The sequence below is a fragment of the Catalinimonas locisalis genome, assembly GCF_038039535.1.
GTDB lineage: Bacteria > Bacteroidota > Bacteroidia > Cytophagales > Cyclobacteriaceae > Catalinimonas.
Map to the genome: position 1 here is coordinate 168,188 of NZ_JBBPHP010000006.1, position 23,105 is coordinate 191,292.

Consider the following 23,105-nt stretch of genomic DNA (forward strand, 5'->3'; position numbering starts at 1 on the left):
AGCTTTAAGATTTTAGTTGAAAGTTGGTACCGGATTAGATGAAAGTTTAAAGGTCAGCGGTAATATAAAATACATCTGAACAGATTTACCCATTTCTTTACCTGCTTTCCACTTATCGTATTTTTTTACTACACTTTCTGCTTCCTCGCTAAGAACCTGATGAGGAGAACTGATGGCTTTGGCTTCTATTAACTTTCCCTCTTTATCAATAACAAACTTAATCAGTACTTTACCCTGAATATTGTTCTGGCGAGCAAAAGTTGGGTATTCTAGTTTTTTACCTACAAATTCGTAAAAAGCATCCAACCCATCACCTGGTTCTGCTTGCTCAATCTTTTTCTGATAATATATTTTGTTTCCTTCTTCATCAAAACGATGAGCCTGAACGAGTTCTCCATTATTGTATTCTTCCTCAAAGTACAGCTCTCCTTTTTGGGTATAACCGCTCCAGAGACCTTCTTTTTTGTAGTCTACAAATTGACCTTTTTCTTTTAGCCTGATTGAAACATACTCATAAAAGGCTTCATATTCCCCTGTACCCCGATCAACTTTTAAGTTGCCTTGCTCATCCCAAAACTGGTCAACGTAAAGTTGTCCATTTTCAAAGTATATATTTTGTCGGGGGCTTCCATCTTTATAATAGTATTTCCAAGCGCCAACTTTTTTATCATTATCATATCTGCCCTCGGATTTTGTCTTGCCGTTCTCATGATAACTGACAAATTCACCTTCTTTGTTACCATTGATATATCGGCCCTTTCTGTAAATATGGTCATTTAAGTAATAGTCAGTAATAGTACCGTTGCAGTTTAGGGTATTCAATTCATTCGTGAGGCGATAATATGTAGCATTTTCTTCTTCACATTTTTCCCAATTTTGATCAAAATAGAGTCTGATCTCATTTGGTAAAAAATCAAGAAAAGGATAATCGGATTGAAGAATGTTGGGAGCATACATGAACCTTTCAGTATAGCTAATGCTGTGAGGTAAAAAAATCCCCTTTCCCAAGGGATCATTGGTTTTATTGCTTACCACTCCTAATGAATTGTAAGCTTTTCCGGATTTAAATTCGCCTTCTTTGTATTTTTCTTCATACAGTCTTGTTCCACTATCGTCATAGTATACCCACCAGTCATCTTTGAAGCCATTAACCACCTTTCCAGAGACATATACAGTATCTTTCAAATTCAGTGAGAAATAAAACCCTTCCCACAGGCCATTACCACCTTTCACTTTTTCCGTACCACTCTTATCATAGTAGGAAAGTACCTTAAAGTCATTTGTTGTAAATTCTATGCTTTGTTTAGGGTTGCCATCAGGATAAAAATACTCCCATATGCCTACCATCTGGTTATCCTGAAACTCACCTTGCATCTTTTTCTCTCCATTGAGGTAATAAAAAGTGAAATTTCCGGACTTTACTCCTCCTACATATTTGCCTTGCATGGCAAGTTTACCTTCAACATAATAATCCATCACGGGTCCCAGAAATACATAATATGTGGTATCTATCCAAGAGTTTCTGAAGTAGCTGGCCTGTGCTTTGTTGTTGAGCGCCCAGACAGAGTCATAATACAGGCTGGCCCTACGTTGGGTATACCCTGATTGTGTGCAGATCATCAGAAAAAATATCAGGCTTATTTTCAACTTCATGGATTTGGCAGCGATTATTTTTTTGAAGTAATGATAGCAATCCAGTTTTCCTCACTCGGAGCGCTGATGCTGGTTTCAGAGTCTGTATTTGTTGTTTTTATTTTGTCCCATTGATTTTTTAGCAACTCTACCCACTGAATTTCTGCTTGTTCGCCCAGCGCAGATAGGTCAAGTATTACTTCTCCACCTTGGGGAAAGTAAATTACATAGGTTTTATCGGGTACCGCTCTCAGGTAAGCTTCATTTTCTTCTCTGTTCTGTAACAGATGGTTACATGCTTCTGCCGAATAATGATCATAACTATTCACTACCTTCCTCATGCAAGCTATTACTGCCTGTGCGGTATCACTTAGCCCCAAGCCAGAAGGGGGGCGATGAAAGCGGATGGAAGCAGCACCCAATAAGACATTTCGGACAAAGCGCTCCACTGCATCCTGATGGTTATGTCCGAATTTATTGCCATCCGCCCCGTAGACTTTTACATTGTTCACCGGACGTGTATGCTCTGAAAGGTGGATGCGTTGAATCTGATTAAGTCCATTGTCCCAGTGGACTTGTCCTTTATTGTGGTTATTTTGAGAAATATCTACAAAGTCATAAATCTCAGGATGGTCAATCGTAGAGCGATGGGCAACATGGTTCAGGTCCCAGGGGTCCCACATCTCTGTGGTAAATATTTTTTTGTCATATCTTTCCTCGGCTACTTTTTTGATGTAGCCCGACCAGAATGCACCCCAGTCGGCAGTGACGCTGGTTTCATTGTCCATGCAGTACAACACATGATCGTACTGCAAACTATGCTCAAGTAGCTTATCAATATATTTCTGCTGAAACTCCAGCACCCTGAAGTTACTTAACTGAGAAGGAACAGTTCTGAAGAAGTTATTTTCAGTATATACCGGATGGGAATCAACGACTTCACTCAGTTTGCTTCGTCTCTGATCATAATTAACATTGTTTTTTGGATTGAAAGGGTTGACATCCCAGTTTTCCCGGTAGAAATCAAAAGTGGCCCAGAGTTCTATCTGGACCACAATATCTCTTTCAGCCGTAAGCTGAAGAAAATGGGCAAATCGTTCCCAGTAAGCTTCATTAAACTGATTCAGGTCGTACAGACCTTCTTTATTTTTTGCAAAGGCCCAAAGATTACCTTCGTCTCTACTGGACATGGTGCAGCGCACATAGTTTCCACCTGCCTCCTGAAGCTGGTCCAGATGAGTTTCCAGCTCAGAGTATTGAAATAAGTTATCTTCAGTGGAGCCTCCCAGTAGTATGGTAGGTTGTCCATCATAAGACCAGAAGCGGGGATGATCAGCACTTATGCTTATACCTTGAGAAAAAATTAAATTGCAGGATAGTAAGAAACAGGTTGTAAGTATTGATACCTTCCACATATGCAAAAGTCATTAATTACCTAGCAAACAATATAGATAATTAAGAGGACTCTTGCCGAATTTTGTGTAAGAAGTCTTTAAGCAAGCTTTTTATGCGTAGCTAATATTTACAACATTATGCAGGTGATGCTCCCAATCGCTTCAATGCTTTAATATGTGAATAGATTGCATCGCCGAAAGTAGGTTTCACATTATAAGGCAACTGAAACTCAGCGGCGGTCTTTTCTACAATCTCGGAAATTTTGCGATAATGAACATGACAGATATTAGGAAAGAGATGATGTTCAATCTGGTAATTTAATCCGCCAATAAACCAGTTCAGCAGGCGGTTATTACGGGCAAAGTTGGCGGTGGTTGTGAGCTGATGAATCGCCCATTCGTTTTCCATATTTCCCTCATCATTAGGGAGTGGCTGCTCAGTGCCTTCTACAACATGAGCCATCTGGAAGATGGTTGAAAGTATAAAACCCGCCGTAAAGTGCATTGCCAGGAAGCCGATGAGTACCTGCCACCACAGTAGGGGAGTTACCAGTACCGGTAATACAAGCATAAAGAATACATATAAAACCTTAAGTCCAAGTAAAGACATGTACTCTCGGTCAATATTAGCATTTTTACCTTTGTACTCACCAGCCTTATGATATCTCAATAATTTATAAAAGTCATTGCTGAACATCATTAAGGTCATCAAACCATATAGGAACCAAACATATAGGTGCTGATAAGCATGAAAAGCTTTGCGCGGTGCATGTTTGGATAATCTGATGACTACTTTAGTATCTATATCTTCATCCTTTCCATGAATGTTGGTATATGTATGGTGATGGAGGTTATGTTGTATTTTCCAAACGTTTGCATTAGCACCCAGCAGGTAAATACTATTCCCCATCAGCTTGTTAACAAAACTGTTTTTAGAGTAAGAACCGTGCAGTGCATCGTGCATGACCGTCATACCTACTCCGGCTTTGGCAACCCCCATAATTATGGCCAATGGAAGCAGAAATGCAGCTGACCAGGGGAGCAGCAATACGCCAATATAGGCAGCCAAATAAATACCAATAAGCGTTATGGATTTAATTACCATTTCACGATTGCCATAGCGTGAAATGTTATTATCGGTAAAATACTGATTTACTCTGCCTCTAAGTGTTGTGAAGAAAACAGATTTGTCTTTGTTAATAAATTTCATGTAAAGAGATAAAGAGAAATAAGATGCTTAATACTAAGCGAATAATTTTTAAAAATACTCACTAAGTGTGGATAATCCTAACTAGCCAAATTCCTTAATATTTACTATAGATTATAGTCAAAAAGCAAAGTAGTGATGTAGTTGAAAAGACTTTGTCCTTTAATGAATAATAATCAATTTGATACAAGTAGAACACATATTAAGTTTAATTGTTGAACAATCAACTAAAAATTAAAGCATTAAAAAAATACATTTTTATAGAAAAAAGATCAGTACCTTGGACCAATGCAGCCTTATAGACAAATACAGCTATTTGGTACTTTTCTTTCTGCTCTTGAACCTATCGTCTAAAAACTGGTGAAGAAGGTCGTAATTACTTTGGTTAAAGATAGAGCTTATGTTTCGCTGTTTGCCATCTTTAAACAGCATATGGACAGCATGGAATTCTCCCCACCACAAGTAATAAGCTTTCTGTACTTCCCAGCTTTGCAGTTCGCTTTCCAGGTTAATTTTTTTTGTACTTAAGGGATATTTCATCACCAGCACATCATCTTCCATGTTTAAATCAACTCTTCTTCTTACAAAGAACAACAAAGGGACGACCAGTAAAAGTAGAATAACACAAGTGATGACAATGAGAAGAGTAGTGTTCATAGAATTCAAGTTTAAAAAGTGGGTTTACGCTATATAAAGCTTTGAGATAGCTTTAGTGTTTAAACTTTTTTAATAACTCATAACCATAATTACATCAAATGAATAGACAGCCATTATGGATATCCTGATTTTTTAAACTCACTTTTGCCCCAGTCCGAGCAAGCTATTCAGACTAATTTTGGCCTGTAAATTCGGTAAGGGCAGTGCCAGTTTATCCCCGGATTGGTGTATACTGATATTTTTATAGGTAGTAGGGGCAGGCGTCCGATGTACTTCTATTTCGTTTTTGTTAAGGTTTACCAGCCAAAGTTCCGCAATACCCGCCGAAGCATACAAAGGTCGCTTGATCTCATAGTCATAATCCCAGGAAGAATCCGCTACTTCAATGACAAATAAAACATCATCTGGCTGAGGTGTACGATCAACGTAAAAATCAGGATCAGCTTTCAGTAAACTAATGTCTGGTTCTGGTTCACTATGTTGAGGAATAGAAATAGGACTTTGAATTCTTACAATTGCTTCATCTTTAAGGTAGTTATTCAGAATTTTATTGATTCTGTCAACAACGGAAGCATGCTTTTTACCTATAGGACTTTTTTTGATGATTTCGCCATGAATTAATTCTACCTTATCCTCTTCGCACAACATACCCAGCTCTATCATGCGGTGGTAGGTGTTGGTATTTATAGTATGTCGCTCAAGACCTACAGCCATATCAGTCATTCAACATTGGTGTTAAAACAAAAATACAAAAAGATAAGGGAATATGTTTAAACAGATTTATTACACATATTGCTAACCCATAATGTCATCCAACTCTGTTAGACAATAAAAAGTGGTCATACTTTGCTATTAAAAGTGGATTACATTGGGTATCCAGTGTAAGCCAGTTCTGCTATCAAAAGTGGTCCACTTTCAATACCAGAACTCGACTACTTTTGTATCCTGATATGGCTTATTATTTAGCCGGTATAATGTTAGCATTTGTGAGTTATATCTCAGAAAAATCCAAGCACAGTGCCATAACATCAGATAAGTTTCCTTGCGGCGTGCAACGCCTGAATGAAGTTGAGGAGTTTGGAGATCAACTTCCTGTATATTCATACATTTAGTATTCTCCCTGATCTTGGTATCCAGGCGGGCAATAAACGAGATTTATTGATAAAATGTATGTTATACTCTTCCCCCTGTCCTCCAGCACTGCGTGCCGCGAAGGGATCTTTTTATGAATTAGCAGGGATTTTTGAAAAGAGCGTACTTTCTACTCTAAGCCCAAAGCTACCATCATAGCAATTCCAAACAGGTTTCCTTCGCGGAGCGCAGCTCTGAATGACAGTTGCGCAATAGTGGCTCGTATGGCAGCAAGTTTGTATTATGTAGTCATGAAAATCAAGCCAGCCTTCTGCTTATGGTAAAAGCCTCAGCAGGATTGTTGACCAAAATGGTCTTGATTTCTTTTTCACTGAAGCCATTATCGCGCATGGCGGGCAGCATAAATTCAAAAATATCAGTATAGGCTCTGAATTTTCCTCCATCGGGTTCACCGGGCCTGTACCATCCGGCATCGTGAGAAAGTAGAACTTTATCCAGTAATTGATTGGCTTTGAGTAGTTTTAATATATCCAGATACCTTTCTACGCTGCTTTCGCTGAGGCCATCCAGACTTACCCAGGCACCTTGCTGAGCAGCTTCCACATGCTTTTGATTGTCTTCTTCATTTTGTGAGTGTACCCATATAAAAGCATTGAGGGCTACGCCTTCTTCAGTGAGAATCTTCATTTCTTCAAATGCAGGCAATGCCGGGCCGGTATGAGAAGCAATGGTGAGCCCCGTGGCTTTATGGGTAATTGCGGCTGCTCTTACTAACTTGCTGTGCATGTCGGAAAGTGGACCGGAATCCACACCAATCTTCATAAAGCCCGGTTTGATGGTGGTGCCATCTATTCCATTCTCAAATTCATCAATCCAACGCTCTGCCAGTTGTTCGGCACTTTCTGAAAAGGCATGCTGAGGCAGGTGCTGATTTTCTCTTGCCCCATAATATCCTGTGTTGGTGATGATATTCAGCTCACTTCGTTGCGAAAGCTCTTCCAAGAGACGGGCATCTCGGCCCAGATAGGCAGGTGTACACTCTACCAGAGTCTTTACTCCCAGATCTCTGATTTCTATAAGATAGGGAAGTACCTTTTTCACCACCTGCTCCCGATCCCAGCGGTCAAAACTGATCTCGTCAGCTCCTATAAAGTCTACCAGGATATGTTCATGTATAAGTGTCATTCCTATTTTGCGTGCTTTGATAGAGCCACCTACCGTTATGACTTCTGAGGCCTTGGCAGATGCTGACAATGCGGGAAAAGGCATTGAGCTGGCGGCAGCCAGACACACACTCTGTCGGAGGAAGTTTCTTCGAGATACTTTCATGAGCTTAAGGTATTTTAGGTAATGTTGTTGTTATTTTCTGAGTCAACTAATCTAATACTCTGATGTTGATGGCTTGCACTTTAGGATTTTTTTCGGGCGATAAACTAAAAAATACTTCGGCATCTCCCTGTTCTCCTTTAAGAACAAATATGCCTCTCAACTGATTGATGGCTTTGATCTCTCCAATGTTTTTAATATTTCCTATTTGTTGGAAAGTCTCTTCTGCAGCAGCCTTACGGTGACTTCGGGATTGGTCAAGGTAAAAATTTTCGGCAAGAATTTCATTTCCAAGACTTTCATCCCAAGTTTGTATGAGTTCGGCTACCTGATCTTTACGAGTCTTCAAAATCTCAGAAGCTGGTAATTGAGGGTGAGGGAGCTCAGCTTTTTGAAGAATCAAATCCATCACTTTGGCATTGGCACTACCGGCCGGTGAATAAGTACGGTTGGCAAAGGAAATGATGCCTACCCCATATTCCGGATAGAAGCGATACTCACTTCCATAACCGGGTAATCCTCCGCTGTGACTTATTCGGGTATCTCCGTGACAATCTTTGCGAATACCCAGGCCAAAACCATAGCCAATCATGACAGAACAATCATTGCCCTGCCCGTCTTTAGCATCGGTAAAGAGTCGGGGATGGTGTATCTGTTGCATTTGGCGGAGAGAACTTCTTTTCACCGGACCATCACCCGTCGCATTGGAAGGTGGCCAGGCTGATAAATGGAAACTAACATATTTAGAAAAATCACTTAGAGAGGTGATTAGCCCTCCCATTGCCCCAAAAGCACCATCATGTAGCATGGGTTCTGGCTTCCACTGCTCATCTTCCCAGCGGTAGCCAATCGCTAACTGATCTTCGGGAAGTCCTTTATATTCCCAATGAGTGTCTGTCATGCCCAGGGGGAGAAAAATATTCTTCGTGATATATTCCTGATAAGGCATACCCGATACCCGGCTGATGATATAGCCCAACATAGCATAGCCCAGATTGCTGTATTCAAAATCTTCATTGGGTACATTGGACATGCTAATGCCATTGCTCAGAAAGTCCAGAAACTCTTCATCGGTATCTTCCAACTGACGATCACCCCAGGGATTATCTTCCGGAAAACCTGCTGTCATAGTCAGCAGATTAAAGATTGTGATAGGTGCTGCATCCCTGGTAGGATATTCAATATTGGAGAGTTCCGGCAAATATTGTTGTGCAGGGGCATGCAGATCAAGTTTACCTTCTTCGTTTAACTTCATGATGCCCATAGCTGTAAAGCTTTTGGTCATGGATGCAATCTTAAATAGCGACTGCTCATCAACTCCCACCTGATTATCCAGGTTGATTACACCATAGGCATCAGAAAAAATAAGAGAATCATCTACCACTATTCCGTATACATAGCCGGGAAAGTGCTGTTCTTCCGCATGGTCATTGAAAATATTGCTTATCTCTGGTGCTAGCTTTAGTATATTTTCTATGCGATGGTCTTCCTCAAACTTAGGAGGCTGATAGGTATTGGAATAACTTAGCTGAATAGCTTCAGCCTTAATTTCCTTTTTTTCAGCTGTATCTTTTGTCTGTGGGCTACAGGCCCACAAAAGAAGAAGCAGGCATACTGTGAGGCTAAGGTTAGGTAGTTTTTTCATACTTATAAATATAGCTGAATACAGTAAAAGGGGAAAGCGATAGATGCTTCAAGGTTTAAGATTGAAATGTTATGTTTTACGTTAAATGATAAATAGCTTAACCACTTTTGGATTTAGGACACTAACAAGAATTGTAAGAGGAATATGTAATGAAGTACAGAAGAGTAATAGTGATAAGGGTAAGCCAAAAAAAATGCAGCCAAATCACTTTGGCTGCAATGAGGTAAGCTTTTAATGCGACTTATACAGCAGCAACATGACCAGCTGTCTGCCCTCCGGCTGGTCCCTGGTAGGTGGAGCTACCAAAGGCAAGTACCGGGTAGAAAACAAAAGACAAGAGCAACAAACCGATGGTGAAACCTTCGCTATTGCCAAAGCTTTTGGATAACAGGTTTGTCGTCCAGACTGCTGCTACAATGTTTACCAAAGGAATAAAATAGAGAATAATCCACCAGGCTGGTTTGCCTACTATTTCCAGTAGTATGATGATATTGTAAATTGGAATGATAGACGCCCATCCTGGTTTACCCGCTTTGGTGAAAATCTTCCACATGGAAGCGATGATTAAGACAATAACTGCCAGATAAATGATTACAATCCCAATTCCCATGGATTGTGCTACTTGTTCGTTCATGATTTGTAAATTTAGTTTGAAACTATATGTAATTATATTAATAATTTATTGCACTAATTTTATTTAAAGCTCAGTTCTCTTTCAATGTAATTTTCCTTTCAGGATTTAGATGGAAGCTTATTCTGTAGCTATAGAAAAGAATGGAACTTAAATAAATGATAGGGAATTGTTTCTTCCTGATTCATTGTTGTACCTTCGCATCTCAAAATTTAATTCAATGATCACAGCCAATAATGTATCCCTGCAATACGGGAAAAGAGTTTTATTTGACGAAGTAAATATTAAGTTTACCCAGGGTAACTGCTATGGCATTATAGGTGCTAACGGAGCGGGTAAGTCAACTTTTCTTAAAATCCTTTCGGGAGAAATTACACCCACACGGGGTGGAGTGAGCATAGATACCGGCAAAAGGATGGCTGTCCTTAAGCAGAACCACTACGAATTTGATGAGGAGCAGGTATTGAATACCGTGATGATGGGACATAGTGTGCTGTGGAATATCATGAAAGAAAAAAATGAATTGTATGCCAAGCCTGATTTCTCAGATGCTGACGGAATACGAGCCGGAGAGCTGGAAGAAAAATTTGCTGAAATGGATGGCTGGAATGCAGAATCTGATGCTGCTGCTTTACTTTCCGGTTTAGGAATCACCGAAGCTGATCATTACAAACTGATGAAAGAGCTTAACGGCACCCAAAAAGTTAGGGTGTTGCTGGCACAGGCGCTATTTGGTAATCCTGATATTCTGATTCTGGATGAGCCTACCAACGACCTGGACATACAGACCGTTTCATGGCTGGAAGACTTCCTTTTAGACTTCAAAAACACTGTCATTGTTGTCTCTCACGACCGTCACTTCCTGGATACGGTTTGTACGCATATTGCCGATATTGACTTCAGTCAGATACAACTGTACACCGGAAACTATTCTTTCTGGTATCAGTCCAGCCAGTTGGCTTTGAGCCAGCGCAGTGCCGCTAATAAGAAAGCGGAGGAGAAAAAGAAGGAATTGCAGGAATTTATCGCACGTTTTAGTGCCAATGCCTCCAAATCCAAGCAGGCGACCAGCCGTAGGAAGTTACTGGACAAGATTAATGTGGAAGAGATCAAGCCTTCCTCGCGTAAGTATCCGGCAATTATCTTTAACCAGAACCGTGAGGCAGGTGACCAGATCCTTCTGATTGAAAATCTGAGTAAAAAGGTGGATGGTAAAACGCTCTTTAGCGATGTAAATATCAGGGTAAATAAAGGTGACAAAATAGCAATCCTGAGCAGAGAAAGCCTGGCAATTACCGCTTTCTTTGAAATACTGGCCGGTAATGAAAAAGCTGATGGAGGAGAATTCAAATTTGGACAGACCATTACGCCTGCTTATTTGCCTAATGAGAATGCTGAGTTTTTTGATACCAATCTTAATCTGATTGACTGGTTGAGACAATATTCCGAAGAAGAAAAAGATGAAGTGTATATCCGTAGCTTTTTGGGTAAAATGCTCTTTACCGGTGAAGAAACGCTCAAGAAGGCCAATGTACTTTCGGGAGGGGAAAAAGTTCGCTGCATGATCTCACGAATGATGCTTACCGGAGGAAATGTACTGATGTTGGATGAACCTACCAATCACCTGGACCTGGAATCTATTACTGCTTTTAATAATGCTTTGAAAGACTTTCCCGGCACAGTACTCTTTACTTCACATGACCACGAATTTACCCAGACCATCGCCAACCGTATCATAGAGATTACACCTAATGGTATTTTGGATAAACTCATGACATTTGACGAATACATGGAAGACGAGTACATCGCTTCTCAAAGAGATCAACTCTACGGTGGTAAGCTGGTAAAAGCTTAGTGAGATTTGTAATAGATATCTATTGAAGTTTCTTTAAAGTGTCTACAACACAAAAATTAATAAGGCTGACAGTGAGTGTCAGCCTTATTTGATTTAGCTCATTTTTTTTTCCTCTTTGGACGATAAATATGAGTTGCATGTCCATAAAGTACATCTGCGGCTTCCATAATAGTCTCAGACAGGGTAGGATGAGGATGAATCGTCAGCGAGAAATCTTTAGCAACCGCTGCCATCTCAACAGCCAGTACGGCCTCAGGAATTAAATCACCAGCGCTCTTTCCTACGATTCCTACACCTAGAATACGTTCTGTCTCAGGGTCAAAGATCAGTTTTGTGAGGCCATCATTTCTTCCCAGCGTAGTGGCTCTACCTGAAGCCGCCCAGGGAAACTTGACCACTTTTACCGGTATATCTTCTGCCTTGGCCTGCGTTTCAGTAATACCACACCAGGCAATTTCCGGATCGGTGAATACTACCGCGGGGATAGCTTTAGGCTCATAAGCTACTTTTTCTCCGGCAATGGCTTCAGCAGCTATCTTACCTTCATGGCTGGCTTTGTGCGCCAGCATCGGCTCTCCGCTTACATCACCAATCGCATAAATAGAGGGCTCAGCAGTTTGCCTTTGTTCATTCACCTGGATAAAGCCTTTGTCATCAGTTTCTACTTTGGTGTTTTCTAATCCTAAATTATTTGTCCTGGGCTTTCGGCCGATAGCGATTAAGACTTTATCAAACTTATGTTCCCCTTCGTGTTTGCCTTCCAGCTTTACCTTCAGCTTGCGCTTGCCCGTTATTTCAGCAACTTTAGTTTCCAGCATAATTTCCTCAAACAGATCTTTATTTCTTTTGGCAAAGATATCAACCAGGTCACGATCTGCTCCGGGCATCAACTTATCTGTCATCTCAACTACTGAAACTTTGCTACCCATACCAGCATAGACAGAACCAATCTCCAGACCAATATATCCTGCACCTACCACCAACAGATTATCAGGTACATCAGGTAAGTCAAGGGCAGTGGCTGAACTCATTACATTCTTAGAGAATTCAATGCCGGGAATTGAGGCAGGTTCAGAGCCGGAAGCGATAATGGCGTGCTCAAAGCTTACTTTTTGCTTTTTCCCATCATGTTCCACTTCCAGCGTATTGGCGTCTTTAAATTTTGCCATGCCACGGATATGCTCCACTTTCCTTTTACTACTCAGTTGGCCCAGACCACCTACCAGCTTTTGCACCACGCTATTTTTCCATTCTCTTATCTTCTTCACATTGATGTCCGGCTCGTCAAAGCTTAAACCGAATTCTGAGGCTTCCAGCGCTTCCTGTTTGAGTTTGACTACATGCAAAAGTGCTTTTGAAGGTATGCAACCTCTATATAAGCAAACTCCACCCGGATTTTCTTCGGGGTCAACCAAGGCTGTTTTCATACCCAGATCAGCTGCCATAAAAGCAGCGGCATATCCTCCCGGACCTCCTCCAACGACTACTACTTCATATTTTTGCTCTGCCATTATATTCCTCCTTCCATTAACATGACAAACGGGTCTTCCATCACCTGACACATCCAGCGCAGAAAGCGGGCTGCCTCGGCTCCATCTATTGCACGATGATCATAGGATAGTGAAAGAGGAAGCATGGTCTTGGGTTTAAACTCTCCATCTTCATACACCGGCTCTATCTGATTGCGGGACACTCCCAGAATAGCTACCTGGGGATGATAAACGATAGGGGTGAAGTTGGTACCACCTATACCTCCCAGGTTAGAGACTGTAAAGTTTCCGCCTTTCATTTCATCCATAGAAAGCTTGCCTTCGCGAGCTTTTTCGGCAATTTCCCCCAGCTCCAGGGCGATACTGGTAACCGATTTGCGGTCAGCATCCCGAATGACGGGTACGAGTAATCCGTTTTCAGTGTCTACCGCTACGCCAATGTTAATGTATTTTTTGTAGATAATCTCCTGATTTTCAATATCTACGCTGGCATTGAATTTTGGAAAAGCACGTAGCGCTGAAGCTGAAAGTTTCACCAGGACCGCGGTTACGGTAAGCTTGGCTCCGGCTTTGGCTGCCTTGGCTTCGTACTGCTCCATAAAGTCCTGAAGAGTAGAAATATTGGCTTTGTCAAACTGCGTGACATGGGGAACCGTTCTCCAGGCATTGCCCATGCTCCTGGCAGTAGCTTTGCGAATACCACTCATTTTCTTCCGCTCAACTTCACCCCACTGTGAAAAATCAGGTAGGGAAGTATCCCCGGTTTGAGAAGATGATTCTTTCTCTTTTTTAGGTGCTTCTCCGTTCGCAGCAGCTTTGACATCATCCGCAGTAATACGTTCACCGGGTCCGGTACCTTTTACAGCGTAGATATCCACATCCATCTCACGGGCCAGGCGACGAACCGAAGGAGCAGCAGGAACCTCACCTTTGTCTTTTTTCTTTTCTGAAGATTGCTCTTGCTCTTCCTGGTCTTCTTCTTTTTTCTGCTTAGATGCTTTCTCTTTCTCTGCTGCTTCTACCTCATCATCATCATCATCATCTTTTTCTTCATCGTCATCAGTATCTTCCTCCTCATCTTCTGAGTCCTGTTCTTCATCCTCAGCTTTGGCTTTTTTCTTATCTTCAGAAGTATCTTCTTCAGATTCATCTTCCTCTTTTTCATCTTCTCCGTCGTCTCCTGCTTCTAAAATCAGAATGACGTCACCGACATTGATTTCATCACCTTCAGATACTTTGAGTTCTTTCACTTTTCCTCCGGCTTCTGCTGGTACTTCCACCGAGGCTTTATCACTTTCAACGGCAATAATGGATTGTTCTTCTTCAATCGTATCACCTTCGCTCACCAACACCTCTACTATGGTGCCTGATTCGGCATCCTCAGAGATCTGGGGCATTTTAATTTCTGTTGCCATGCGTTATAGATTAAAAAGTTTTGTCTAATCGTTTATGTAAGGGAAAATTTCCGGGCTTTTTAGTGCAATAAACTGTTTAATAAGAGTCTGGCTTCATTTTATCAGCATCTATCTTTAAAGTTTTCATTGCTTTCTGATAAGTATTCTTTTTGATTTTACCTTCCTGCAGAAGCCCGTAGAGCGCAGAAAGTGCGATATGTCGTTGGTCTACCTCAAAAAAGTCACGCAGCTCGGGACGATTATCACTTCTGCCAAAACCATCAGTACCCAAGGCAATAAATGGCTTGGGAAACCACTGCGCTACTGATGAGGGTAATGCTTTGACGTAATCTGAAGCTGCTACATATACACCTTCTTCTTCACCTGTTAGTTCTGTAATGTAATTAACAACTTCATCATCAGGGTGAAGACGATTATGTCTTTCTATATCCAGGGCATTATGATACAGTTCCTTATAACTGGTCACACTCCATACATCGGCGGAAACACCATAGTCTTTTTCTAATAAATCTGCAGCTTTTAGAGATTCTTGAAGAATGGCACCACTGCCCAGTAAATGCACTTTTTTCTTACTCTTCTTCTCCGAGATACGAAAGCGATACATTCCTTTAAGGATTCCTTCTTCTACTCCCTCTGGCATGGGCGGCATATGATAGTTATCGTTCATGATGGTGATGTAGTAGAAGATGTCTTCCTGCTCCTGATACATGCGTCGGATACCTTCTTTTACGATTACCGCCAGCTCATAGGCAAAGGTAGGATCATAAGCCTTTAAGTTCGGTAAAGGGTAAGCCAATATATGACTTTGTCCATCCTGGTGTTGCAATCCTTCTCCGGGAAGGGTGGTTCTACCCGAAGTACCCCCGATGAGGAAACCACGTGCTCGGGCATCGGCAGCTGCCCAGATAAAATCTCCAGTGCGCTGGAAGCCAAACATAGAGTAGAAGAAGTAAAAAGGTATGGTATTGATCTGGTGGTTGGAGTAAGCAGTACCTGCCGCAATAAAAGTTGATATTGAACCTGCCTCTGTAATTCCTTCTTCCAGGATAGCTCCGGTCTTTGATTCTTTATAATACATGAGGCTATCCTTATCTACCGGCTCATATTGCTGCCCGATATGGGAGTAGATTCCAAACTGACGAAAAAGGGCATCCATACCAAAAGTACGTGATTCGTCAGGAACAACCGGGACGATGAGCTTGCCGATATTTTTGTCTTTCATCAGCTTGGACATCATCTGTACCATCACCATGGTCGTTGCTACCTGACGGTCGCCGGCTCCTTCTCGGTATTCTTTAAATGCTTTGTCATCAGGCTCCTTAAGTGCTTCTGACTTTGTCTTTCTAAACGGTATCAAGCCTCCCAGCTTTTTTCGTCTCTCCAACAGATATTTGATCTCTTTGCTACCTTTTTTGGGACGGTGGAAAGGAGCGTCAGCAATTTGTTTGTCAGAAATGGGCAAATCAAAACGGTCGCGATAGGCTTTTAGCTCATTTTCATCCAGTTTTTTTCTTTTGTGGGTAACATTACTGGCTTCTCCTGCTTCTCCTAAGCCATAGCCTTTAATGGTTTGGGCAAGAATAACAGTTGGTCCATCCTTGTATTCAGTAGCTTTTTTGTACGCATTATATACTTTAGTAGGATCATGACCGCCACGGTTAAGGTCGCTCAGCTCTTCATCGGACAAGTCTTCAACCATTTCCTTCAGTTCATCTGACTGACCAAAGAAATCTTCTCTGACATACTTTCCACCCTTAACGGTATAAAGCTGAAACTGCCCGTCTACTACTTCACCCATCCTTTTTACCAATGCTCCGTTTTGGTCCTTTTGAAGTAATGGGTCCCATTTGTTACCCCATACCACTTTGATCACATTCCAACCTGCACCCTTGAAGATTCCTTCCAACTCCTGTATTACTTTATAATTTCCTCTTACCGGGCCATCAAGACGCTGAAGATTACAACTGACTACAAATATCAGGTTGTTCAGGTTTTCACGACTGGCGTTGGGTAATGCACCAATAGATTCTGGCTCATCCATCTCACCGTCACCCAGAAAAGCCCATATTTTCTGATCTTTCTTTTCTTTTAATTTTCTGTCTTCCAGGTACTTGATAAAACGTGCATGGTAAATAGCCTGCACTGCGGTTAGCCCCATTGACACCGTAGGAAAACTCCAGTATTCCGGCATCAGCCGTGGGTGAGGGTAGGAGGAGAGGCCATCTTTACTGGCAAGTTCTCTTCTGAAATATTCAAGATTACTTTCTTTGAATCTACCTTCAAGATAAGAGCGAGCGTAGACTCCCGGGGAGGCGTGACCCTGAAAATAAACAAAGTCACCCCCGCTTTCATCTTCAGGACCTCGGAAGAAGTGCTGAAATCCTACTTCAAATAATGTTGAAGATGATGCATAGGTAGATATATGGCCACCAATACCGCTGGAGTTACGATTAGCTTTTACAACCATTGCCAGAGCATTCCAGCGAATCAGGTTGGTAAGCGTGTTTTCAATATCCAGATCTCCGGGGTATTCTTCTTCCTGATCAGCGGGGATTGTATTAATGTATGGTGTGTTTATGCTGTCATGTAGCTTTACTCCTTCAGATTGCGCTTTTTCTTTGAGTTTACCGAGGATTTCCCTGACCCGTTCTGGGCTCTCGTTTTCAAGAAGATATTCTAGAGAATCAAGCCATTCCTGATTTTCAAATGCATGGATTTCTGCAAGCTCTTCTTTAGACATAAGTGTAGATTAAAAAGATTGAATTAATAGTTAAAAATTGGGCTTACATTTATAAGCAGAATCATTTAAAATTGTTTGTGGAGTATGTGTACCCGCCATTTCAAAAAGTAGCGCAAACAACAATCAGTTCATGCTGTTATCCAGTTGTAACTTAATTTTTTAATCTTAAATACGAAATGATGGATAAGGAACTGAAAAACGAATACCGTGATAAACTGAGAAGATTTTTAGCTACTCCACACAGTGCAAAAGCCCATTTTGATACTTATCAGCAGGAACACAAGGAAGCCACATTTGATGAGTATACCAAAAAATTGGAGAACTTGCTGGATGATCTGGATGATGGTAAAATGGAAGATAAATCAAGTTTTTGCAAACAGATCAAATCTCTGAAATTACCACACAACCAGTTTGGATGTTGATAAGCAGGCAAAGCTGATCTTTAAGCAGCCCAATCTTTATATTTAAGAAGTGCTTTTTCTTTTAAGTTGTCGTTCGTACATCTGCTTAAATTGTAAATCTCCATAACCGTAGATGCCCTCACGCTTGGAGAAGATTTTAAAGGCAGTAGCAAAGTCATCAGATTTAATTTCCCGGATGATTTTCTGAATTGCTCTTTCAGGTCGGCTTAGCTCTCCAATTTTTGGATACCGCTCTATATGTGCCTGGATAACATCAGGCAGATAGGGGTAGCGGTTCTTTACCAGTAAAGACTGTTGCCTGAGTGTCTCCAAATCATTATGGATGAAAGCTTTCCACAGGTCAGTAAATAGTTGTATATCATCCTGACGCAGCTGTATTTTTTGCTCAAACGTTCTCATAAGTTCTTCGCTACTCATGTTACCGAAACCTGTCCACTCCTGATGATTAGGTAATATCAGAAATAGATAGTGATTTTTTATGCAAAGGGTTTTCTTAATAAAATAGAGCGTAAACCATAAATTAATCTGGCAGAAGAGGTCTCTTTCAAACCACAGGTATATTGAAGAATTGTCCGGAATCTGACCTATGGCTTCAAATTCATTTCTGGTCTTTTCTATATATTCATCAGTGGAAATGTTGTAATTTTTAGTCAGAAACTCAGCTCTCACTTCCCAAAAATTATCCAGGGTCTCGCTTTTCACCTCTCCATCCATCAGGCATTCGCGAACAACAAAAAATTTTCCTTTCAGAGTTGTTTGCTTCAACTGCTCATTTAGTGCATCTCCGTTTAAGATATGGTATTTCATAGGGGAACCTTATTAATGAAAAAGATGAGTTTACTGAATGTTTATTTATGGTGTTGAATCAAACAATTTAGAAGCTTAGCTGTATCTAATGTTGATAAAGTTATTATCGTTTAAGTATCATTCTTAATAGTAAGAAAATTAAAAACAACCACATGACACTTGAACAATTTAAATCCTCTATCCATCAGGATGAACCCATCAAAGGCCTAGACTCTACCCTGGAGGCAATGTGGTATGATGCCAAAGGTAACTGGGAAGCTGCTCACAATATTGCCCAGGACATACACACCAAAAATGGCTCGTGGATACACGCATATTTACACAGAAAAGAAGGTGATCTTTTCAATGCAAAGTATTGGTACAACAAGGCAGGAGAAACTATATTCAAAGGATCATTAGACCAGGAGTGGGAATACATAGTGAATTCCCTCCTGAATGAATAATATTAACAAAATGCATAGTTAAATTAAAAATATTATAATATTAATGTTTGCAAAAAGTTTGTTTTGCTAATGTGATATTACATTTTATCAAAATAGTTTGTGCATTATTGTGTACCAATTAATTTATACTTAATTTTATTTCCATATTTTTTTAACCCAAAAAAATCTCTTTATGTTTAAAAACTACTTTTCACAAGCAAACTCCTACTTAAAGATTTCATTGGTATTTATGGGCCTGCTCTTGGTATGGTCCTGCGAAGATGATGAAGTAGATATTGGAGACCCACCTATTGAGGGTGCTATCACTTACCAACTGGCCGAACAGAATAACTCGGGCATCAATGGATTTATCAAATTTTATGAAGTTGATGGTGTGGTAGAAGCACAAATCCAACTGGCTGGAACAGAATCAGGAAATATGTATCCGGCACACATCCATGGCAACTCTGCAGTTGAAACCGGAGATATTGAAGTGACATTTGAACCGGTAGACGGAAGTACGGGAGAAAGTATTACCACACTGACCAATCTTAGTATGGAAGATATTGAAAACTATGATGGTTATGTGAATGTGCATCAGAGTGAAAGCGATGATACAGTCATTGCACAATCTGACATTGGTAGCAATGAGCTAACCGGTAATACGCAAGGCTATGACCTTAACTTCATGACGGAAGATAGCATAAGTGGTACAATACTTTTTGAAGAGAGAGAAAATGGTTTTACCAAAGCCACTATAACGTTAGACAATACTCCAGGCGGTGGTACACATCCTGCTCATATCCATCAGAATACTGCTGCTGAAGGCGGTCCTATAGCTATCTCATTCAATCCGGTAAATGGTAGTACAGGCGTTAGTGTAACCAATATCAGAAGCTTTGACAATGGTGATGCGATTACCTATGAGCAATTGCTTGATTATGATGGTTATGTGAACGTTCATGAAAGTGCTGAAAACCTGGGAACTATATTATCTCAGGGAGACATCGGGCAAAATGAATTGAGTGGTGAATCTATCACCTATGATTTGGAGGAAAGAGCAGTGGAAGGCATTTCAGGTATCATTACTTTTGAAGAAAGAGTAAATGAAGAAATTTTAGCCACCATAATGTTGGAAGGTACACCTGAAGGTGGTTCTCATCCTGCCCATATCCATGAAAACTCTTACGTTGAAGGTGGAGGTATTGTGCTGACATTCAATCCGGTAGATGGAAATACAGGAATGAGTAGGACTAACATTACCTCTTTTGATGACGGTGGAGAAATTTCTATCGCCATTATAGAAGATTATGATGGTTATGTAAATGTGCACCTGAGTGCTACCGAACTGGGCACAATTGTAGCTCAGGGCGATATAGGTGCTAATGAACTTACCGGTGAGTCAGTAACCTACAATCTTGACGAAAGAGCGGTAGAAGGTATCAGCGGTACGGCTACCCTTTACGAGCGACAGAGCGGAAACTCTTTGATGGTAGTAGACCTGGAAGGTACTCCTGATGAAGGTAGTCATCCTTCTCACATCCACGCAAATACTGCTGCTGAAGGTGGACCTATCGCAATTTCCCTGACTCCTATCAATGGTACTACAGGTATGAGCATGACCACTATTCGTCAGTTTGATGATGGAACTCCAGTATCTTATGGCGAACTCCTGGATTATGATGGGTATATCAATGTGCATCTTAGTGCTAGTGAACTGGGAACCATCGTAGCGCAGGGTGACATGGGCCAAAATGCCCTTACCGGAAATTCTACCGTTTATACACTCAATGAAGTAAATAGCTCAGGCGTAAGCGGAACCGCAACTTTCTACGAGAGAAATAACGGTTATACTTTGGTAGAAATAATGGTGGATGGTACTCCTGCTTTAGGAATTCATCCGGCACATATACATTTCAACTCAGCTGAAGAAGGTGGTGGAATCGCTATTGATCTTACCAATGTGGATGGTGATACCGGAATCAGCAGAACCAGCATAGTAGCTCAGAATAATAACAAAGATATTACTTATGATCAGTTGCTGGAGTTTGATGGATACATCAACATTCACTTGAGTCCCCTGGACCTTGCAACTATTGTTGCTCAGGGTAATATAGGGTCAAATGTGACTGCTGAGGAACAGTAAACATAATTTGATACAAAAAGTAAAGGCTACCAGATTTTGGTAGCCTTTTTTAGTTATGCTTCAATAAGCTCCTGAGTGGCAATTAGTTGTTTTTGAAGATCGTAGGGGACAGGTGCAAATTCTGAGAAGCGTGTGCTGAAACTTGCCCTTCCCTGGGTAATTGATTTTAAGGCACTACAATAGTGAGTGATTTCTTTCAGCGGGACCCTGGCCTTAATGATCTGATACTGGTTTCGTGTGTCAATACCCTGAATGATCGCCCGGCGGGTTTGAAGGTCCGTCATCACCTCTCCCATCAGTTCCTCAGGCACCATCACTTCCAGTTCGTTGACCGGCTCCATGATTTTGGGATCTGCCTGTAGAAAAGCTCTTTTGAAAGCCTGCAAACCAGCTATTTTGAAGGAGATATCGTTGGAATCAACGGCATGCATTTTACCGTCATGTACCAGTACGCAAATATCACGGGCATATGAACCAGTGATGGGACCATCTTCCATTTTCTCCATGACTCCCTTGAGTATGGAAGGCATGAAACGGGTATCAATTACGCCTCCCACTATACAGTTGTAAAAAATCAGCTTACCTCCCCAGCTTAGGTTGATTTCCTGCTTATCTCTGATGTTAAAGCCCTGAGGGTCAGCCATACCTTCATTGTAGGGCAGTATGGTCATGGTAACTTCAGCAAATTGTCCAGCTCCACCGGATTGCTTCTTATGTCTGTAAGCTGAAGTAGCTTGTTTTTGAATGGTTTCACGATAAGAGATTCTTGGGTCTTCGTAGTGAACTTTTAGGTTATACACATGCTCCAGTCTCCATTGTGTGATGGATAAATGGAGCTCACCCTGCGCTGATAGAATGAGTTGTTTCAGTTCATTTGAGAATTCTATGCTCAGCGTAGGGTCTTCTTCATGCAGGTCTTTGATGACTTCACTCAGCTTTTCCTCGTCATTCTTACTTTCTGCCACGATAGCCACTCTAATTCTCGGTTCGGGAAAAATCATGGGAGCAAGCTTAACCTCATGGCCTATTTCATTAAGCGTATGGTTAGTGCTGCTGTCTTTAAGCTTTACTGTAGCGCCTATGTCTCCGGCAACGAGTTTCTGTACAGGATGGCGCTCATTACCATCCATGATATAAAGTTGATTAATTCGTTCGGTAACTCCGGTTTGAGCATTTACCAAATCCATACCCGTAGTAATTTCACCAGAACAGACCTTGAAAAAAGATACTTTTCCCAGATAAGGCTCAATCATGGTCTTGAAAATAAACAGGCTTAGCTTACCGTCGGCTTTGCATTCATAATCAGCTCCTTCTTCCGTCTTTTCACTCAACAGATCAGCTGCACCAGGGGCTACATTATCAATAAATCCCATCAGGCGGCCACTACCCATATTTTGCTTTGCTGAAAGACAGAAGATCGGGAAAATATCATGTTTTAACATGCCTACTCTGAGTCCTTGTCTTAATTCGTCTTCATCCAGATTACCCTTCTCAAAATATAGCTCCATTAATTGTTCGTCATTGATAGCTGCTTTTTCTACTAATTCATTATGCAGTTGAGTGGCTTTATCTTTTTCAGCCTCAGGAATCGGAAGTTTTTCAGGTTTACCACCATCTGCTGGAAATTTGTACATGGTCATTTTAAGCAGGTCAATGATTGCGTTGAAGCCATCACCAGGATTGTAAGGGTACTGCATAAGTGCAACAGCATCTCCATAACTGTTTTTCAACGAATCAAGCGTACCCTCAAAGTCAGCTTTATTGTGGTCCAGATGATTGATAGCGATAAGGGTTGGTTTTTTAAACTGGTCTATGTAATTCCAGATAATTTCGGTGCCCACTTCCACTCCATGCTGCGCATTGATGGTCATGACGCAGGTATCGGCAACTCTTACTGAAGACACAATTTCACCGATGAAGTCATCCAATCCTGGTGTGTCAATGATGTTGATTTTGTAACCCCGCCATTCGGTATGGAGAGGGGTAGCATAAATAGAATTCTCTCTTTGATGCTCAATTTCATGAAAATCAGATACAGTGTTATGGTTTTCCACTGTTCCACGTCGGTTCAAAAGTCCGGCTTCAAACAACATGGTTTCAGCCAGGGTTGTCTTGCCGGACTTGGGACTGCCCAACAGGACAACATTTTTGATGTGTTGATTGTCGTACACTTTCATAGTGAGAGGGGATTAGTGATAAACAATAGGTAAGAAAACGTTGCTAA

The 23,105-nt window shown here is 41.1% G+C and carries 17 protein-coding genes; 4 read left to right on the plus strand and 13 right to left on the minus strand.

Translation table 11 applies throughout. From position 1 onward, the window contains the following. Positions 1 to 12: 12 nt before the first annotated feature. The 8 genes from WJR50_RS10655 to WJR50_RS10690 form a co-directional block, all read right to left on the minus strand. Positions 13 to 1,653 (minus strand): TonB family protein, encoded by a 1,641-nt coding sequence (locus WJR50_RS10655; RefSeq protein WP_341293251.1) that lies wholly within the window; start codon positions 1,651 to 1,653, stop codon positions 13 to 15. Positions 1,654 to 1,667: 14 nt separating this feature from the next. Further along, positions 1,668 to 3,047, minus strand: a complete 1,380-nt coding sequence (locus tag WJR50_RS10660; protein WP_341293252.1) for a putative collagen-binding domain-containing protein — start codon at positions 3,045 to 3,047, stop codon at positions 1,668 to 1,670. 115 nt (positions 3,048 to 3,162) lie between these two features. After that, positions 3,163 to 4,236 (minus strand): fatty acid desaturase family protein, encoded by a 1,074-nt coding sequence (locus WJR50_RS10665; protein WP_341293253.1) that lies wholly within the window; start codon positions 4,234 to 4,236, stop codon positions 3,163 to 3,165. 309 nt (positions 4,237 to 4,545) lie between these two features. Then, the gene (locus WJR50_RS10670; RefSeq protein WP_341293254.1) at positions 4,546 to 4,890 is read right to left on the minus strand and encodes a hypothetical protein; all 345 of its coding nucleotides are present in this window, start codon (positions 4,888 to 4,890) and stop codon (positions 4,546 to 4,548) included. A 138-nt stretch (positions 4,891 to 5,028) separates the two neighbouring features. Further along, a complete protein-coding gene (locus WJR50_RS10675; protein ID WP_341293255.1) occupies positions 5,029 to 5,613 on the minus strand; it encodes a Uma2 family endonuclease in 585 nt (194 codons plus the stop codon). 666 nt (positions 5,614 to 6,279) lie between these two features. Next, complete coding sequence (locus WJR50_RS10680; protein ID WP_341293256.1) at positions 6,280 to 7,311, minus strand: phosphotriesterase family protein; 1,032 nt, start codon at positions 7,309 to 7,311, stop codon at positions 6,280 to 6,282. A gap of 46 nt (positions 7,312 to 7,357) precedes the next feature. Beyond that, positions 7,358 to 8,953, minus strand: a complete 1,596-nt coding sequence (locus tag WJR50_RS10685) for a serine hydrolase domain-containing protein (protein ID WP_341293257.1) — start codon at positions 8,951 to 8,953, stop codon at positions 7,358 to 7,360. A gap of 241 nt (positions 8,954 to 9,194) precedes the next feature. Further along, a complete protein-coding gene (locus WJR50_RS10690) occupies positions 9,195 to 9,587 on the minus strand; it encodes a DUF5684 domain-containing protein (RefSeq protein WP_341293258.1) in 393 nt (130 codons plus the stop codon). A gap of 217 nt (positions 9,588 to 9,804) precedes the next feature. Here WJR50_RS10690 and WJR50_RS10695 point away from each other — a divergent pair, with 217 nt between their 5' ends. Next, positions 9,805 to 11,439: an ABC-F family ATP-binding cassette domain-containing protein gene (locus WJR50_RS10695; protein ID WP_341293259.1), complete on the plus strand. Its 1,635-nt coding sequence runs from the start codon at positions 9,805 to 9,807 to the stop codon at positions 11,437 to 11,439. Between the two features lie 98 nt (positions 11,440 to 11,537). Here the strand turns inward: WJR50_RS10695 and lpdA are convergent, their stop codons facing one another. The 3 genes from lpdA to aceE form a co-directional block, all read right to left on the minus strand. Then, a complete protein-coding gene (gene lpdA / locus WJR50_RS10700) occupies positions 11,538 to 12,950 on the minus strand; it encodes a dihydrolipoyl dehydrogenase (RefSeq protein ID WP_341293260.1) in 1,413 nt (470 codons plus the stop codon). Further along, the gene (locus tag WJR50_RS10705; protein WP_341293261.1) at positions 12,950 to 14,344 is read right to left on the minus strand and encodes a 2-oxo acid dehydrogenase subunit E2; all 1,395 of its coding nucleotides are present in this window, start codon (positions 14,342 to 14,344) and stop codon (positions 12,950 to 12,952) included. Before WJR50_RS10705 ends, lpdA begins: the two co-directional genes overlap by 1 nt. A gap of 76 nt (positions 14,345 to 14,420) precedes the next feature. Further along, positions 14,421 to 17,084, minus strand: a complete 2,664-nt coding sequence (gene aceE / locus WJR50_RS10710; RefSeq protein WP_341293262.1) for a pyruvate dehydrogenase (acetyl-transferring), homodimeric type — start codon at positions 17,082 to 17,084, stop codon at positions 14,421 to 14,423. 176 nt (positions 17,085 to 17,260) lie between these two features. Here aceE and WJR50_RS10715 point away from each other — a divergent pair, with 176 nt between their 5' ends. Next, positions 17,261 to 17,506: a hypothetical protein gene (locus WJR50_RS10715; protein WP_341293263.1), complete on the plus strand. Its 246-nt coding sequence runs from the start codon at positions 17,261 to 17,263 to the stop codon at positions 17,504 to 17,506. A gap of 42 nt (positions 17,507 to 17,548) precedes the next feature. Here WJR50_RS10715 and WJR50_RS10720 read toward each other — a convergent pair whose 3' ends face one another. Beyond that, positions 17,549 to 18,313: a DUF1835 domain-containing protein gene (locus WJR50_RS10720; protein WP_341293264.1), complete on the minus strand. Its 765-nt coding sequence runs from the start codon at positions 18,311 to 18,313 to the stop codon at positions 17,549 to 17,551. 152 nt (positions 18,314 to 18,465) lie between these two features. Between WJR50_RS10720 and WJR50_RS10725 the strand changes: the two genes are divergently transcribed. Continuing rightward, the gene (locus WJR50_RS10725) at positions 18,466 to 18,756 is read left to right on the plus strand and encodes a hypothetical protein (protein ID WP_341293265.1); all 291 of its coding nucleotides are present in this window, start codon (positions 18,466 to 18,468) and stop codon (positions 18,754 to 18,756) included. A gap of 172 nt (positions 18,757 to 18,928) precedes the next feature. Continuing rightward, a complete protein-coding gene (locus WJR50_RS10730; protein WP_341293266.1) occupies positions 18,929 to 20,881 on the plus strand; it encodes a CHRD domain-containing protein in 1,953 nt (650 codons plus the stop codon). 53 nt (positions 20,882 to 20,934) lie between these two features. Here the strand turns inward: WJR50_RS10730 and fusA2 are convergent, their stop codons facing one another. Then, complete coding sequence (gene fusA2 / locus WJR50_RS10735) at positions 20,935 to 23,058, minus strand: elongation factor G2 (protein ID WP_341293267.1); 2,124 nt, start codon at positions 23,056 to 23,058, stop codon at positions 20,935 to 20,937. Between the last annotated feature and the right edge of the window lie 47 nt (positions 23,059 to 23,105).